We start from the raw sequence: 15,739 nt of genomic DNA, 5'->3' as shown, positions 1-15,739 counted from the left end.
TCACCCCGACACCCGGTCCGCGTAGTTCCGAACGACGTCCGCGTCGAGAAACTCGTTGGTCCACGCGGCGTCGGGTTCGATCTCCCCCTCGAGTAAGTCCGTCTCGGAGAGCGTCTCCCCGAGAGTCCGCCACCGGTCGCCGTCGTGGATGCCCCAGTCCGTCCTGCGACCACGGTCGGTGTACTGGAGGTCCCGTGCAGCGGTCTCGAACTTCCGTCGTTCGACGGCCCGGGTGCGCTCGAGCGTGGCGTTGCGCTCGACGAGGACGTCGACGGCGTCGGCGGGATCGTTCGTCGCGGCCGCCCAACCGCGGGCCGTCGCCGCGAGGAACGACCGGACCGTCTCGGGTCGCTCGGCGGCGAACGCGGGATCGGTCACGATCGTCATGCCGTAGATCTCGAGAACGTCCCCGATCCGGAGTTCGTCGGCCGGCCGGTCGTGCTCGCGTTCGAGTTCGTAGCCGTTCGTGACGACGCCGACGGCGGCGTCGACCGCGCCCTCGAGCAGCTTGTGCTGGACGCGGTGGTGGGTGTGATCGTCGACCTCGAGCAGGTCCACCTCGTTCCGGATGCCGACGTTCTCGAGCAGTTGCGCCGTCAGGATGCGCGTTTTGGTCGCCGACGGGGCGACGGTGCGGCCGGCGAGTTGCGCGGGATCAACGAGCGGTTCGCCGAAGACGTCCCGCAGCGTGTAGATCGCGGCCGGCGTCTTTCCGGTGACGGCGGCGACGGCGAGCGGCTCGAGTCCCCGGCTTCGCACCGAGAGCACGGCGCTTGCGCCCGCGAGCGCGAAGTCGGCGCGGCCCCTCGCGGCCTGCTCTGCGGCGAACGGCGAGCCGTGGCCCTCGACGAACCGTACCTCGAGTCCCTCCGCCTCGTAGAAACCGCGCTCGCGGGCGAGGAAGTACGGGGCCTGGAACCCGTTTGGCTCCCAGTTGAGCTGGAAATCGACGGTCGTTTCGGTCGGCGTCATCGGGACGGCGTCACCTCCAGTCGGAACGTCTCTTCGGGAACGCGATCGACGCCGAGCGCCTCCGGACCGGCGACCTCGCGGAGGCGTTCGAAGAGCTGTATCATCGCCGCCACGGTCTCGTCGTCCCACTCGGTGACGACCATCTCCCGCCAGCCGTCGCGAACCCCGACGACGACGGCGGGATCGTCCGTGTCCATCAGTCGCTCGCCGAGTGTCTCCCAGAGCGCATCGTCGGTGCGCAACCGTTCGACGGCGTCGGAACACGCCCGCTTGAAGCCGGCGACGGCCGCGGGCGTTTCGGCGAGGGACGATTCGCTCGTGAGAAACGTCGAAATCGGCAGCGTCCGATCCGTCCCGGAGAGACGCTGGACGAGGGTCGCCATCGGCAGGGCCTCGCGGTACGGTCCCGTCTCGACAATCTCCGGAACGAGTTGCCAGAACTGGAGCGCGGCGTCGACCTCGCCGTCCCGGAGCAGCCGGGTCAGTTCGACCTTCGATCCAGCCTCGACCGGCGTGGCGTCGGCGTCGGGATCGAAGCCGTGATACTCGCGACATGCGGCCCGCGTGAGGATCCAGTTTTTGTCCAGCCGTCGGACGACGCCGATCCGGCGGTCTCGAAGGTCGGCGAGCCCCTCGATCGACGACTCTTCGGGGACGACGAGCCCGCCGACCGTCCGGCCGTACGGGTGGAACGCGACGATCGGCGCGCCGTCGGCCCGTTCGCGCGCCGTCGAGATGTAATCGATGTCGATGAGGTCCGCGTCCCCGCCGTGGAGCTTCGCCTCGACGGTCTCGCGACCGCCCTCGAGTTCGTCCGAGACGAGTCGGACGTCGAGGTGAAACCCGTGGTCCCGGTCGAGGTCGAATCGCTTGATCGTATAGAGGAGATACCGTGGGCTGCCGTTGTGCTCGAACCGGGCGCGCATCTCCGGCAGGTCGCCGGGCTCGTCGTGCAACTCGTCCAGTACCGCCTGTTTGGTGTCGATGTCCATGTTAGCGAAGGGGGGCGACGATGGCTTCGATGTCCGCCTTCCGGTCGATCAGGTCGCGGTCTTTCATCCAGTCGAGGTGGCCGGCGAGGTCGTCGGGGGCCGCGAGTTCGGGAACCTCGTACTGCGGGACGGTTACCGATTTCCGGAGCGCCTCGAGATCGACGCCGTCGAAGAGGTCGGGCGCGACGTCGGCGTCTTGCTCGAGCATCGCGAGGTACTCGGACCGGAACGCCGCGGGATCGTCGTTGATCGCCTCGACGGCACGTTCGTACGCTCGCATGAACGCCTCGAGCGTCCCCCTGTCGAGGTCGCCCCCGCCGACGATACCGACGTGATTCTCGAACGAGAGGACGCGCTCGAAGCCGAGGTGGTCGGCGAGCGTACTGTGTGGATCGAGCAACGTTGCGGCGTCGACCTCGCCGTCCCGGAGTGCACGCAGTCGGTCGGTCGGCATCCCGTAGTGGGCGAGGTCGATCGCGTCCGGATCGAGGTGCTCCTCGAGCGCCCGACGGGCCGTATACTCCTGTCCGGTCCGTCGGTTGACCGCGACGGGCGTGTTCGCCAACTCGGTCGGCTCCCCGATAGCCGCCGCCGGCCGAGTGTAAAGCGTGTAGGGGAGGTCGGCGAACGCACCGTGAGCGACGATTCGGCCGTCCTCGAGCGACCACGTCCGCCGGAGGCTTTCCCACTTGCAGACCGGGTACAGATCGACGTTCTCGTCACCGGTCAGGGTTCCGTCACCGGGGACGTACTTCCGGTCGACACACCGGCGATCGCGCTCGAGCAAGTCGACCTCGAGCCCCTCCGCCTCGAAATAGCCACGTTCGAACGCGACTCGCTGTGGCAACATGAACGAAAACGGAAGGTGGAACACACGAAGTGTGTTACCGTTTGCCATACAAATGGGACGACGATAACCACCGGCATAAAACGTTTCTAGGAATCATTTATACGTACTGTCTCCGGTGGGCGGAAGAAGATTCACGTAAGGGATCCCCGTATGGACGAAATGTGGCCATCGATACCATGGACCATATCGCGACGGACGACGTCTCCCTCGCGGAGGTCGCGGACGGGGTCTATCTCGGCGACGTTTCGACGGGGGATCGGGCGAGCATGAAATACTGGCGCGTCGATCCCGGGGCGACGCTCCCGGTCCACGAACACGACAACGAGCAGATCGGCTACGTCCTTCGCGGGACGCTGACGGCGATCGTGGGGGCGGAAACGACCGAAATCGTCCTCGAAGAAGGCGACGCCTACCGGTTTCCGAGCGGCGTTCGACACGGCGCGGAAAACCGAAGCGACGAACCCGCGGTCGGACTCGGCGTTCTCGCCCCGCCACGGACCGACCCCGACTGGCGGGAGCCGCGGTGACTCGAGCCGTGCCGTCAGTCTCCCGCACTTGCTTTCGAGTCGTGGCGGCGCTCCCGTTCGATCGTCGTCACGTAGATGCCCGCGAGTACGACGAGCCCGCCGACCGCCGTGACCCCGTCGGGGATCTCCGCCAGAAACACCAGCGCGAGTATCGTTGCGCCGACGGGTTCGCCGAGCCAGGAGACGCTCACCACGACCGACTCGAGGTGTTTCAGCACCCAGTTGACGACGGTGTGACCGAAGACGCCGGGTCCGACGGCCATCCCGAGAAAGAGCAGCCACTCGCGGGCGGGATAGGCCACGTACTCGTGGCCCTGCAGCCCGACGAACGCGAACAACACCAGCACGCAAGCGGTGTAGACGACCGTCACGTAGGGAAACAGCGAGACGCGCTGGCGGATCGATCGGCCGGCGAGGACGTAGCCGGCGACGGTGACCGCACCGAGCAACGCGAGCGCGTTGCCGTACATCGTCGCGTCCGAGATGGGGGCCCGACCGGCGTCCCCGAACGACATGGCGGCGGCACCCACGACCGCGACGCCGATCCCGAGGGCCGTCTCCCGCGTGATGCGCTCACCAAGGACGAGTCCCGCCCCGAGGGCGACGAAAAGCGGCTGGGTCTGGACGAGGGTGACGCTCGCGGCGACGCTCGTGTGATTGAGGCTCTCGAACCAGGCCGCGAAGTGGACGGCGAGTGCCACGCCGGCGACGACCGCGAACCCGAGGTCGCGCCGCGAGAGACGCGCGAACTCGTCGCGATACCGGACTACGGCGACGGGTGCGACCATCGCCGTCGTGAAAAGCACCCGGTAGAACGCCGCGACCGAACTCGGCGCGTGACTCCAGCGGACCAAAACTGCGCTGGTGCTTGCGGCGAAGATGGCAAACGCGAGCGCGACGTACGGCGTCGTCTCGAGATCGGACATGGTCGCGTCGTGTTGTGCACTCGCCTCGATACGCAAACGCGTTCCGAAACGGGACCCCTTCGGCTCGAGTCCCGAGCGGCGACAAACCGCCTGTCGAGTCAGTGATCCGGCTCGTCCGGGAGTCGGCCGCTGCGATAGATCGCGGCAACGTCACGGTCGACGTCGACCAGTTCGATGATGTCGTTTTCGGTGAGGTCCTCCGCATCCCACTCGTCGAGGTACGCGACCGCGTCCTCGCGGTCGGCGAACGGCCGCGGGTTGAGTCCCATGGTCTCGCCGTAGACCGCGTTGTCGTCTGTAACGAGAACGTAGTGTGCCTCGGTGGCATCGATGAGCGCGTTCCGCCCGAACTCGCTTACCCACGCGCCGACGACCGGCGAGTCCGTCGGCGGTGCGGCGTAGTAGGCGAACAGACAGCCCGGCGTGTCGAACGCCGCACCGGCCCCGTTTTCGTGGGCGAGTTGGCTCCGCCAGTGGGGGTAATCCCTTGGCGTCATGGCACAGACCGGGCAGTTCTGGTCGTCTGTGAACTCGATCGGTTCGTCGCCCGGATGCCGGAGCGTCGTCGCATACCGGTGTTCGTCGTCCTCGTCGGACTCGTCACCGGGTTCGTCCCCGTTCAGACAGCCCGCGATCCCGACTCCCGTACCCGCGGCGATCGACGCCAGCAGTCGCCGCCGCATAACGGCCCCGTCCCTGTCTGCCATACGTCTCCGTAGGTAACCGATTCCCCAAAACGGGACTGGTTCACTCGTCGAACGGCTCCGCAGGAACGCCCCATCGAAACCGGCGAACGCGGATGCCGTCGCTCCGCGGCCGTCGTACTCGCCATCTCATTCGAGCGATGGGTCTTCGAGCGTCCGGTGTCGGGCCGGACCCGACTCGAGGCGGGCTTTCGTGGCTCGATGGCGGTAGCGGAACATGGCGTCGAAGCCGACGGTCGTGAGCGGGGCGACGGCGCGATCGATCGCCTCGATCGAGAGATCGTACTCCACGTGGTCCCGGACGATCGTCCGATCCCCGTCGGCGTAGAACGCGTGCGTGTGCACCCATCGGTCGAACGGGCCGCGAACCATTTCGTCCCGAAAGTACGCCGTGCCGTCCCTGCGATCGCGGTCGGTAATCAGCGACGTCCAGTACTGGCGCGGGCCAACGCCGAACGGACGGACCGACAGGGTAACTTCCGACCCGGCCTCGAGCACGTCCGGGCCGGGATCGCCGTCGGGACCGATGGCCGACTCGACGCACAACCCCATCCAGTCGGGGGTCACCGCCTCGAGCCCCGAGACCCGGGAGTGGAACGCCCAGACCGCCTCGAGCGGTGCGTGAACGCTCGTCTGCCGTTCGTACGAGGGCATAGTCGAGCGTACGGCACCCCGACGGGAAAAGACCGACCCTCACCACGTCGCTGAGGACTCCGACCGCGTGCGCTTCGCGTCGCTGCCGTCGAACGCGGCCATCGGATCGTTCCGGGACGCTGCCGGCGCTTGGCTGCATCGACCGGCGAGCCGATAAGTGGCGACGGAGGACAGCCCCGAACCGTTACTTCAGCCGCTCCTGCAGGAAGGATGGATGTGCTGCGGTGACACCGTCGATCTCGAGCAGTTCGTCGGAGATGATCTCGCCCAGCGCGTCGCCGTCTTCGGCCCGGACCTCCGCCATCAGCATGTGATCCCCGCTGGAACTGTACAGCGCTTCGACCTCCGGAAGCTCCTTGAGCGCCTTCGTCGCCTCGACGTAGCGTTCGCTCGCGACGTCGATGCCGACCATCGCGATCGTCTGGCTCGAGAGCTTCTTGGGGTCGACGTCGGCCGAATAGCCGACGATGACGCCCTCTTCCTCGAGTTGCTTGATGTACTTTCTGACCGTCGGCTTCGAGACGTCCGCCCGCTCGGCGATCTCGGCGTAGGACGCCTGTGCGTCCTCCTCGAGAACCTCGAGGATGCGATCTTCCGTCGCCTGTGTACTCATGGTAGTCTCTTTTGCTCCGGCGGAAAAATATCTTTTGTATACGAAAACGTCGGATCTCCTGACGGAAGCGGCCGCTGCGTGCCGGTCGAGGGTACGTGTGTGGTTCCACGATCGGCGAACTTATTCGAGCGCTCGACGCAGTTTCGCGGAAGGAATGGTCGATCCCAATCTCGTCAGCGGGACCGTGTGGCTGGGCTGTGGCCTCGCAATCCTCGCCCTCGGCTATCTGATCGCGGTCCGTGGCCGTGCCGACCTGCACGCGAACTACGACGACACCTCCGGGGTTGATCCGGCTTACGTCTCGCGGTGGGCCGGCGGGACCGCCCTCCTGATGGGGGTGCTCGTGATCGCCTACGGGATCCGAGAGATCCGCTACGGCTTTCACCCGTACGCGCTTGCGGGGTTGATCGCCGCCCTGCTCGGCCTACGCTACCTGTCGAAACTGTTCGCCCGCGGGTTCGGGTATCGTGACTAATCCTCGGACTGCTCGCTTCCGGTCCGTTTCGAACCCTACGGCCGTCGCGTCCCGTCTCCGATGGGATAATAGCACCCGAATTATTACACAGTATACATGTGGCTGTGCGACGTCGATCGATACCCTCGTTCCCTCGTTGCCCGCGTAGGGCTCGTGCTCGCGCTCGTCGTGGTCACGACCGGCTGTGTCGCAGTTCCCACCGCCGACGATCCCGTCTCCGATCTCGAGGAGCGGCTCGCTACCGAGGAGCCCCCCAGCGAAATCGCGGCGACCGTCGCCGTCCGCGAGGTCGTCGACGGCGACGAACGCCGGTATACCGAATCCGTCTGGCTGCGTGCCGACGGAGCCAGTCGAATCGAGACGACCACATCCGACGGCGAGTTCGTCGTCGTCACCGACGGCGAGCGTCGGTACCAACACGACGTCGGGGACGGTTCGGTGACCGTCATCGACGTCGATCCCGACGCGATGTCCTCGATCGAGCGCCACTACGCCCAACAGAAACGCTACTTCGAGACGTACGAGGTGCGTGAAATCGAGGAAACGACGCTCGACGGAAGAGCGGTCTACCGCGTCGCGTTCGAGCCGCCGGCAAACGAGACGATTGACCGCTCGATCAGCGTGCTGGTCGGTGGCACCGAGTACGTGGTCCCCCTCGAGACGAGCGACGTCGACACCGAGCGCAGCGCCGACCACGTCGAGGTCTGGCTCGACCAGCAGTCGCTGTTCCCGGTCAAACACCTCGTCGAGGGGGACGGTCTCGCGCTGGAGACGACCTATCGAAACCTCTCGATCGATCCGGGGCTTGCGGACGACCGGTTCGAGTTCGAACTCCCGGACCCGGCGACCGAATCCGATCTGCGGGACGAACCCGACCCGAACGACGGCGATGACCGCAAGCAGCAATCCGCCGGTGGGACCCGCGACGCCGGGTCCGACCGCGAGACCGGCGACGTCCAGCAACTCGCGCTCCCTTCGATCGACCGCCACGAGTCGATCGAAGCGGCCAACGCGGCCGTTCCGTTCCCGGTCGCCGTCCCGAACACCGAATCGCTTCCCGACGGTGTCACCCTCGACGGGATCAGCAGCTACGAGTTCCCCGACGAGGATCGGCGGCAGGTGTCGCTGTTCTACCGCAGCGACGACGGGACGGTTTCGGTCACGACCAGCGACGGGCCACGCAAGTTCGCGACCGACGGCGTCGAAATCGACATTGGGGACACGTCCGGAACGATCGCACGAACCGACGAGGGAACCGAACTCCAGTGGTCGGTCGACGGTCGGTACTACTCGGTGTTCGTCGCGGACTCGTTCGAACGAAGCGCCGCCGTCGCGATCGCCAACTCGATCGCATCCGGTGGCAAGTAAGGGGTCGATCTTCGTCGTCCGGGCTCGAGGCCACGTCCCGCCGGCCTCGAGTCACAAACGCGGATTCGCGTCGGTGTAGTGACGCTACGTGTGTCGGTCGAGGAGGTCGTAGCTGCGCTCCCACTCGACGTCGTCGTCGAAGTACCGTTCGGCGAGTGGCTCTTCGGGCATCTCGCCGACCGCCTCCTTCTCTTCCTGATAGGACGGCCGGTCCTCGTCGACGTAGTACCGGCCCGTCAGGACCGTTCCTTCGTAGAGCGCGTTCTCGGTCTCGTGCATCATCTCGACGGCTTCCTGCCGGTCGGTGACGTCGAAGTCGTAGTCGTCGGACTCCTGTACGTCGACGTAGGGGACGTACTGGCGGGCGTCCTTGTTCCAGGTCGGACACTGGGTCAGGAAGTCCACGTGGGCGAAGCCGTCGTGTTCGATGGCCTCCTTGATGATCTCCTTGGCCTGGTTCGGGTTGACCGCGGCGGTACGTGCCACGTAGCTCGAGCCGGCGTTGAGCGACATCGACAGCGGCCGCAGCGGCGTCTTCGCGCTGCCCGAAGGCTGGGTCTTGGACTTGTGTCCCTTCGGGCTGGTCGGCGACGTCTGGCCCTTCGTCAGGCCGAAAATCTCGTTGTTGAAGACGATGTACGTGATGTCGTGGTTCTCCCGGGCCGAGTGGATCCAGTGGTTACCGCCGATCCCGTAGCCGTCGCCGTCACCGCCGGCCGCGATGACCTCGAGGTCGGTGTTGGCGAGCTTTGCGGCGCGGGCGACCGGAAGCGCACGGCCGTGGATCGTATGGAAGCCGTACGTGTCCAGATAGCTGTTCAGCTTGCCCGAACAGCCGATCCCGGTGACCGTCAGCACTTCTTCCGGGGTCTTGCCGACTTCGGGAAGGGCCTGTTTCAGCGCCTTCAGGACGCCGAAGTCGCCACAGCCCGGACACCAGGTCGGCTGCGGTTCGACGCCGGGTGTAAACTCGTCCCGGTCGATCTCCCGTTCCTCTCCGATTGCGTTGAATGCACTCATGGGTTAATCACCTGCAGCAGGTTCGATACGTACCTGTGCGGTCGGTTCGCGGTCCTCCTCGGCGACGTTGACCTCGTAGCCCTCGACGATCTCGGCGGGCTCGAAGGGGTTGCCGTTGAACTTCAGCAGGCTGGTCATCTTGTCGCCGAACCGGCCCAGCTCCTTCTGGACGAGTCCGCGGAACTGGGCGGTGGCGTTCATCTCGACGACCATCGCCTCGTCGACGCTCTCGAGGAACTCCGTCAGTTCCCGCTCGGGGAACGGCATCATATCGGAGACGCCGATTCCCTTTACGGAGTAGCCTTGCTCGTTCAGGCGGGCGACGGCCTCCTCGACGGCACCCTGCGAGGAGCCCCACGTGATGATACCGTAGTCGGCGTCTTCGTCGCCGAAGTAGGTCTGGTTGGACTCGCGTTCCTCGTCGAGTTCCGTCCGGATGGACTCGAGTTTCTCGAGGCGGCGTTCCATCTGGAAGACGCGGTTGTCGGGGTCCTCGCTGATGTGTCCGACCGGCGAGTGCTCGTTCCCGGTCGCGAGGTAGCGACCGCCCTTCTGACCGGGCAGCGAGCGCGGTGCAACGCCGTTTTCGGCGTTCTCGTAGTCGAAGCGTTTGAACTTCCCGGAGTTGTCGTGGGCGGCCTCCCGGAGTTCCTCCTCGGTCAGCGTCGACCCCAGATCCGGCGAGGGTTCGCGGTCGAAGAACTCGACGTCGACGTTGGTGTTCTCGCCGGAGAGCTTCTGGTCGTAGATGATGATCGTCGGGATCTGGTAGTCCCAGGCGATGTCGAAGGCCAGGCGGGTCTGCTCGTAGGCCTCTTCGATGGTCCCCGGCGCGAAGACGACGCGCTGGGAGTCGCCCTGACTCGTATAGAGAACGTGCTCCAGGTCGCCCTGTTCCGGCTTGGTCGGCATCCCCGTCGACGGGCCGGCACGCATCGCCTCGATGAGGACCAGCGGCGTCTCGGTCATCTCCGCGAGGCCTAGCGGTTCGCTCATAAGCGCGAACCCGCCACCGGAGGAGCCGGACATCGCCTTGACGCCGGCGTGGCTGGCCCCGACGGCCAGCGCCGCGGCGGCGATCTCGTCCTCGACCTGTTCGGAGACGCCGCCCATCTCGGGGAAGTTCTGACTGAGGATGGTGAACACGTCCGTCCACGGCGTCATCGGGTAGCCGGCGATGAACCGACAGCCGGCGTCGATCGCACCGTAGGCGATCGCGTTCGACCCCGACAGCAGCGCCTGCTCGGTCTCGTGGTCGCCTTCGGGTGCACGGAGGTCGTGCTCGAAGTCGTACTCCTCGCGGGTCATTTCGTAGGCTTCGTGGAGGATCTCGAGGTTCGACTCGAGCACGTCACCGCTCATGGCGTCTTCCATCAGGTCCTCGATGTGCTCGAGTTCCATGTCCAACAGCGCGGCAGTGACGCCGACACCGGCGGTGTTTCGCATGACTTCCCGGCCGTGTTCCTTGGCGAGTCCCCGCAGGTCGATCGGGAAGACGTGCCAATCGTTCTCCTCGGCCCGCGCCTCGAGATCGAGCGCCTCGACGTCTTCCTCGCTGATGAGGCCCTCGTCGTAGACGATGATGCCGCCTTCCCGGAGTTCGTCCAGATTCTCCGAGAGGGGTTTGATCTCCTCGTTGCCGTAGAAGGCCTCTTCCTGCGGGTTGCGGGCGAAGGAGTCACCCAGCGCCAGCAGGAAGTTGTAGCCGTCCCCACGTGACTGTACCTCGTAGTCTGCGGCCCGGATCTCGACGTAGGTGTGGCCGCCACGGATTCGAGACGGATAGTGGCGGTGTGTGAAGACGTCGAGCCCCGAACGCATCAGCGCTTTCGCGAAGTTCTGGCTCGTCGAGTCGATTCCGTCGCCGGAACCCCCTGCGATTCGCCAGATGAGTTCATCGTCGCTCATCTGTAAATCAGTGGCCGGTAGGCCAACCGTGGCGGAATTTTGCTCCACTGAACCTAAAGCCTTTGCTATAGATTACCAAGGATCTTTCGTGATGAATGGACGATCGTTCACGTTTTCCGGTTTGGGATAATTAATGTGGACGGGTGTTTCGTTCATAATTGGCCTCATCTATCCGATGAAAAACACGCTAGCACTCCGCTTTTCATTTCCGTGACGAAATCGCTGGCGGAGCAACCGGATCGATACCGGACCTGTCGGTGAACTCCTCGAGAAACCGGATCCGGTCGCCGATCTCCGACGGACGGTGTGCGTCGGAGCCGACGGTAACCGAAACGTCGAACTCCCGCAAGACCTCGAGAAACGGTTCTGCGGGATGAACGATCTCCGCGTCGGTCAGCGCGCGGCCGGCATTGATCTCGGGGATCGTCCGGGAGTCGGCAAACGCCCGGGCGACCCGTTGGTAGTGTGATTCGGTCGCACGCCCGCGTAGCGGCGGCGTTCGGGCGATGAGGTCGGCGTGAGCGGCGGTGTCGAACAGTTCCGACTCGACGAGCGCGACGAGTCGATCGAAGTAGTCGTCGACGATCGCATCGAGTTCTCGGTCGCTTGCCCCTGTAAACTCCGCGGGCACCTGTACGTTTTTCCCGTCGACCGCGTGGACGCTCCCGATGCTGTACTCGAAGGCGGCCCGGTCGAGGAACTCCCGAATCTCGGGTTCGTCGCGCGGGTCGTAATCCATCTCGACTGCATCGTAGATCTCGATCGCGGTCTCCTCCCGGAGCCGTTCGATCCCCTGTCGACGGCGCTCGTAGGTCAGATCGAGGTTGAACCCGTAGACGCTCCGGACCTTCGCCATCGGCTCGCGCGAGGAGACGTTACAGTGATCGGCGAACCCGATTCCCTCGAGACCGGCCGCCTCGGCGGCCCGTACCATCCCCTCGAGAAACTCCCCGTCGGAGTAGTTCGAGTGAACGTGAAAATCCCGCATATCGAACCGACGACGAAAAACGCGTTAGTAGTTACGTTTGCACAACTGCGTCACTCGTTTCGCGGATTGCTTGGATGGTAGTCGGTATCATACTCGCCGGGGCGATCGTCGACGCGGTCGGGGTTGATCCGTCCCGACAGCAGCATGAAGTCCACGAGCGTCAGCGCAAGCATCGCCTCGACGACGGGGACGCCACGCGGGGGCAACACGGGATCGTGGCGACCAATCACCTGTGCGTCGTCGACGACCTCGCCGGTCTCCCAGTCGACGGTCTGCTGTTCGGCGGGTATCGACGTCGGCGCATGAAGCGTCACCTCGCCGTAGATCGGTTCGCCGGAGGAGATTCCACCCTGAATGCCGCCGTGATCGTTTTCGACGGGTTTCGGGTCGCCGTCGGGGCCGAACTCCCAGTCGTCGTTTCGCTCGGTCCCCGTGTACTCGCGGGCCTCGCGGCCGAGGCCGAACTCGAAGGCCGTCGCGGCCGGAACCGCCATCATCGCCTGTCCGAGCCGCGCCGACAGCGAGTCGAACCGCGGCGCGCCGAGCCCGCGAGGGACCCCCTGTGCCTCGAAGTAGATGCTGCCGCCGATGGAGTCGCCTGCCTCCTGATACTCGGCGATCAACTCCTGCATCCGCTCGGCTGTTTCGGGGTGGGCACAGCGGACATCGTTCTCCTCCGAGTGGTCCGTGATCTGCTCGAAACTCACCTCGGGAGCCTCGATGTCGCCGATCTGGTTGACGTGTGCCTTGAGTTCGATCCCCTCGCGCTCGAGGAGTTTCTTCGCGATCGCACCCGCGGCGACCCAGTTGACCGTCTCCCGGGCCGACGAGCGGCCACCGCCGCCCCAATTGCGCGTACCGAACTTCGCCGAGTAGGTGAAGTCGCCGTGGCTCGGCCGGGGCGCGGTGATGAAGGGTTCGTACTTGCCCGAGCGGGCGTCCTTGTTCTGGATGACCATGCCGATCGGCGTCCCCGTCGTGTACCCGTCTTGGATTCCCGACTTGATCGAGACGGCGTCGGGTTCGCCCCGAGAGGTCGTGATCATCGACTGCCCCGGCTTGCGCCGATCCAGATCCTTCTGGATGTCCTCCGCCGAAAGCTCGAGACCGGCGGGACACCCCGAGACGGTACAGCCCATCGCCTCCCCGTGGCTCTCGCCGAACGTGGTCACCTGAAAGAGGCGACCGAAGCGGTTGCCGTTCATTACCCACCCCTCTGGGACGCGGCCACTTAGCACTGCAGGGTTTTCGGCACGGTTCACGGCGGCCGCCTCGAGTCCGGGTTCACCGACAGTCACACGTCCTGACCGGTTTCACCGTGCTCCTTTTACGTTCTCCGCCGTTTCCTTGGAGTAGGAATACCCGTCCGATCGACGGACCGCGAGGCCACTCACGCTGGTCCCTCGTTCGTCACTGTACGGCTGTCGAAATCACCGCTCCATCGAACACCATCAGCCGCTCCCTCCCCTCACATGAGTAAAACGACGCAAAACTCCGACGACGTGTTGAGTCTGGAAAGCAGCCTCAAAGCCCTTCAGAAAAGCCCCGAATTTCGCGGCCCGGTCGAAGCCCTCGGCGGACACGAATCGAACGACCACCTCGCGGCCATCTACGAGGGACAGGATGAGCAGTTCGCGACCGCGATCCCGTTCATGCGGCAAGGACTCGAGCGCAACGAGCGCTGCCTGTACATTGCCGACGAAAACGAGATCGACGAGGTCCTCGCGGCGATGCGCGATGCCGGCGTCGACGTCGATAGCGCACTCGAGTCGGGGACCCTCACGATGCACACCGCCCAGGACACCTATCTCCGAAACGGCGCGTTCGAGTCCGACGACATGATCGAATTCATTTCGGACGCCATCGACGAGGCAGTCGCGGCGTCCGACGGCCTCCGGATCACCGGCGAGATGACGTGGATCCTCGGTGACGATCCGCCGCTCGCCGAACTCGTCGAGTACGAGGCAAAACTCAACCGCCTGCTGCCCGAGGAAAACTGTATCGCCCTCTGTCAGTACAACCGCGAGCGGTTCCCTGCGGAAGTGATCCGCGACATCATCAGGACGCACCCGCATCTGGTCTACGACAACACGGTCTGTCAGAACTTCTACTACACTCCGCCGGCGGAGTTCTTCGGCCCCGACCAGCCCGAACGCGAGGTCGATCGGATGATGGGGACACTCCTCGATCGGACCGAAGCACGAACCGAACTCGAGGACCGGGAGACGTATCTACAACAACAGACGGAGATCACCGCCGATCCGGACCGCCCGTTCGAGGCAAAGCTACAGGACCTCTTCGACCTCGGCTGCGAGCAGTTCGGGCTCGAACTCGGCGCGATGGCCCGCGTCGATCCCGAGACCGACTGGTTCGAAATCGAGTACGCAAACGGCCACGACTACTTCGAGCCCGGTCTCGAACTGCCGCTGTCCGAAACCTTCTGTACCGCGGCGGTCGCCAGCGATCGAACCGCGGGCATCTCGATCGAACGCGAAAACGAGACCGAGTACGACGACGTTACCGTCCATCGGGACGGCGGGCTGGCGACGTATCTCGGAACGTGTCTCGAAATCGACGGCGATTACGATCGAACGTTCTTCTTCGCCGACGCCGAGCCCCGCGAGGAACCGTTCTCGGACGACGAGCGCGTCTTTCTCCGCTTGCTGGGACAGTGGGTGCAGTACGAACTCGAGCAACACCACCGCGAACGAACCCTCGAACGATCGATCGACCGCCTCGAGAAGTCCAACGAGCGACTGGAACAGTTCGCTTACGCGGCGTCCCACGACCTCCAGGAGCCCCTGCGGATGATCTCGAGTTACCTCCGGTTGCTCGAACGCCGCTACGGCGACGACCTCGACGCGGACGGCGAGGAGTTCCTCGAGTTCGCCGTCGACGGGGCCGATCGAATGCGCGAGATGATCGACGGACTCCTCGCGTACTCCCGGGTGGAGACTCGCGGCGAACCGTTCGAACCGATCGAACTGGACGACGTGCTCGACGACGTGCTCGACGATCTCCGCCTCCGGATCGACGAAAGCGATGCGACGATCACGCGGGACCCGCTCCCGCGGGTCGAGGGCGACGGGAATCAGCTCCGACAGGTGTTCCAGAACCTGCTGACCAACGCGATCACCTACAGCGGGGACGAACCGCCGCGGGTCCACATCGAAGCCAAGCAAAACGGCCGCGAATGGGTGATCTCGGTCCACGACGACGGTATCGGCATCGATCCCGCGGAGACCGAGCGGATCTTCGAGATCTTCGATCGACTGCACAGCCGCGAGGAGTACGACGGAACCGGGATCGGACTCGCGCTCTGTGAACGGATCGTCGAACGCCACGACGGCCGGATCTGGGCCGAGTCCGAACCCGGCGAGGGGTCGACGTTCTCGATCGCGTTGCCGCGCTCGAGTACCGGCTGCGAGCAGTAACTCGGGTGCCTCGCACGAGCGTTGCTCCGTCACACCTCGCGATCCATCCTCGGGACGGGCGACACGGCTCTCACTTTCGGGTGTCGGACACCAGTTCCGACAGCCGACACGCCGCAAACCGGACGAGCATCTCCGCCGGGGACTGCCCGCCGTGCTCGAGCTCCGATGGCTCGTACCCATTGCCCTACCGGACTCCCAGACCGCGGTGGGTGACCACGAGGTCGCCGAGCCGGCGCTCGAGTCCGGCCGTCGGATCGCCCGATTTCGTCACGAACGCGACTGCCTCGAACGGCTCACCGACTGGTACA

General features: G+C 65.2%; 15 protein-coding genes. 4 read left to right on the top strand and 11 right to left on the bottom strand.

Annotated elements, in window-relative coordinates; all coding sequences use genetic code 11:
* The 3 genes from TX80_RS10615 to TX80_RS10605 are packed head-to-tail and all read right to left on the bottom strand — an operon-like array spanning window position 1 to window position 2,862.
* Window positions 1–972 (bottom strand): ABC transporter substrate-binding protein, encoded by a 972-nt coding sequence (locus TX80_RS10615; RefSeq protein WP_049923067.1) that lies wholly within the window; start codon window positions 970–972, stop codon window positions 1–3.
* Window positions 969–1,964: an ABC transporter substrate-binding protein gene (locus TX80_RS10610; RefSeq protein WP_049923066.1), complete on the bottom strand. Its 996-nt coding sequence runs from the start codon at window positions 1,962–1,964 to the stop codon at window positions 969–971. The genes TX80_RS10615 and TX80_RS10610 overlap by 4 nt, the downstream gene beginning before the upstream one ends.
* 1 nt (window position 1,965) lies before the next feature.
* Window positions 1,966–2,862 (bottom strand): ABC transporter substrate-binding protein, encoded by an 897-nt coding sequence (locus tag TX80_RS10605; protein ID WP_049923065.1) that lies wholly within the window; start codon window positions 2,860–2,862, stop codon window positions 1,966–1,968.
* A gap of 128 nt (window positions 2,863–2,990) precedes the next feature.
* On the opposite strand from TX80_RS10605, the gene TX80_RS10600 reads away from it, so the two are divergent.
* Window positions 2,991–3,341, top strand: coding sequence for a cupin domain-containing protein (locus TX80_RS10600; RefSeq protein ID WP_049923064.1), 351 nt, complete (start codon window positions 2,991–2,993; stop codon window positions 3,339–3,341).
* A 14-nt stretch (window positions 3,342–3,355) separates the two neighbouring features.
* Here the strand turns inward: TX80_RS10600 and TX80_RS10595 are convergent, their stop codons facing one another.
* From TX80_RS10595 to lrpA1, 4 genes are all read right to left on the bottom strand, one after another.
* Window positions 3,356–4,267: a DMT family transporter gene (locus TX80_RS10595; protein WP_049923220.1), complete on the bottom strand. Its 912-nt coding sequence runs from the start codon at window positions 4,265–4,267 to the stop codon at window positions 3,356–3,358.
* A 98-nt stretch (window positions 4,268–4,365) separates the two neighbouring features.
* Window positions 4,366–4,974 (bottom strand): nitrous oxide reductase accessory protein NosL, encoded by a 609-nt coding sequence (locus TX80_RS10590; RefSeq protein ID WP_049923063.1) that lies wholly within the window; start codon window positions 4,972–4,974, stop codon window positions 4,366–4,368.
* Window positions 4,975–5,100: 126 nt separating this feature from the next.
* On the bottom strand, window positions 5,101–5,625 hold the full coding sequence (locus TX80_RS10585; protein ID WP_049923062.1) for an SRPBCC family protein: 525 nt from the start codon (window positions 5,623–5,625) through the stop codon (window positions 5,101–5,103).
* A gap of 184 nt (window positions 5,626–5,809) precedes the next feature.
* Window positions 5,810–6,238 carry an HTH-type transcriptional regulator LrpA1 gene (gene lrpA1 / locus TX80_RS10580; RefSeq protein ID WP_049923061.1) on the bottom strand — a complete coding sequence of 143 codons (429 nt, stop codon included), beginning with the start codon at window positions 6,236–6,238 and terminating at the stop codon, window positions 5,810–5,812.
* A 154-nt stretch (window positions 6,239–6,392) separates the two neighbouring features.
* On the opposite strand from lrpA1, the gene TX80_RS10575 reads away from it, so the two are divergent.
* Both TX80_RS10575 and TX80_RS10570 read left to right on the top strand, forming a co-directional pair.
* Window positions 6,393–6,713: a hypothetical protein gene (locus TX80_RS10575; RefSeq protein ID WP_049923060.1), complete on the top strand. Its 321-nt coding sequence runs from the start codon at window positions 6,393–6,395 to the stop codon at window positions 6,711–6,713.
* A gap of 96 nt (window positions 6,714–6,809) precedes the next feature.
* Window positions 6,810–8,081 (top strand): LolA family protein, encoded by a 1,272-nt coding sequence (locus TX80_RS10570; protein ID WP_049923059.1) that lies wholly within the window; start codon window positions 6,810–6,812, stop codon window positions 8,079–8,081.
* Between the two features lie 84 nt (window positions 8,082–8,165).
* On the opposite strand, the gene TX80_RS10565 is transcribed toward TX80_RS10570, so the two are convergent.
* The 4 genes from TX80_RS10565 to aroC all read right to left on the bottom strand — a co-directional run bounded on the left by TX80_RS10565 (window position 8,166) and on the right by aroC (window position 13,202).
* Window positions 8,166–9,101, bottom strand: a complete 936-nt coding sequence (locus tag TX80_RS10565; protein ID WP_049923058.1) for a thiamine pyrophosphate-dependent enzyme — start codon at window positions 9,099–9,101, stop codon at window positions 8,166–8,168.
* A 3-nt stretch (window positions 9,102–9,104) separates the two neighbouring features.
* Window positions 9,105–11,009, bottom strand: a complete 1,905-nt coding sequence (locus tag TX80_RS10560) for a 2-oxoacid:acceptor oxidoreductase subunit alpha (protein WP_049923057.1) — start codon at window positions 11,007–11,009, stop codon at window positions 9,105–9,107.
* A gap of 202 nt (window positions 11,010–11,211) precedes the next feature.
* Entirely contained in the window at window positions 11,212–11,997 is a 786-nt protein-coding gene (locus tag TX80_RS10555) for a PHP domain-containing protein (protein WP_049923056.1), read from the bottom strand.
* A gap of 50 nt (window positions 11,998–12,047) precedes the next feature.
* Window positions 12,048–13,202, bottom strand: a complete 1,155-nt coding sequence (aroC, locus tag TX80_RS10550; protein WP_049923055.1) for a chorismate synthase — start codon at window positions 13,200–13,202, stop codon at window positions 12,048–12,050.
* A gap of 267 nt (window positions 13,203–13,469) precedes the next feature.
* Here aroC and TX80_RS10545 point away from each other — a divergent pair, with 267 nt between their 5' ends.
* Window positions 13,470–15,431 (top strand): MEDS domain-containing protein, encoded by a 1,962-nt coding sequence (locus TX80_RS10545; RefSeq protein WP_049923054.1) that lies wholly within the window; start codon window positions 13,470–13,472, stop codon window positions 15,429–15,431.
* Window positions 15,432–15,739: the final 308 nt, after the last annotated feature.

Origin of the sequence: Halopiger djelfimassiliensis (assembly GCF_000455365.1) — an archaeon.
GTDB classification, from domain to species: domain Archaea; phylum Halobacteriota; class Halobacteria; order Halobacteriales; family Natrialbaceae; genus Halopiger_B; species Halopiger_B djelfimassiliensis.
Note: the sequence above shows the minus strand (reverse complement) of the source record. Positions and strands in the feature narration are given on the sequence as shown.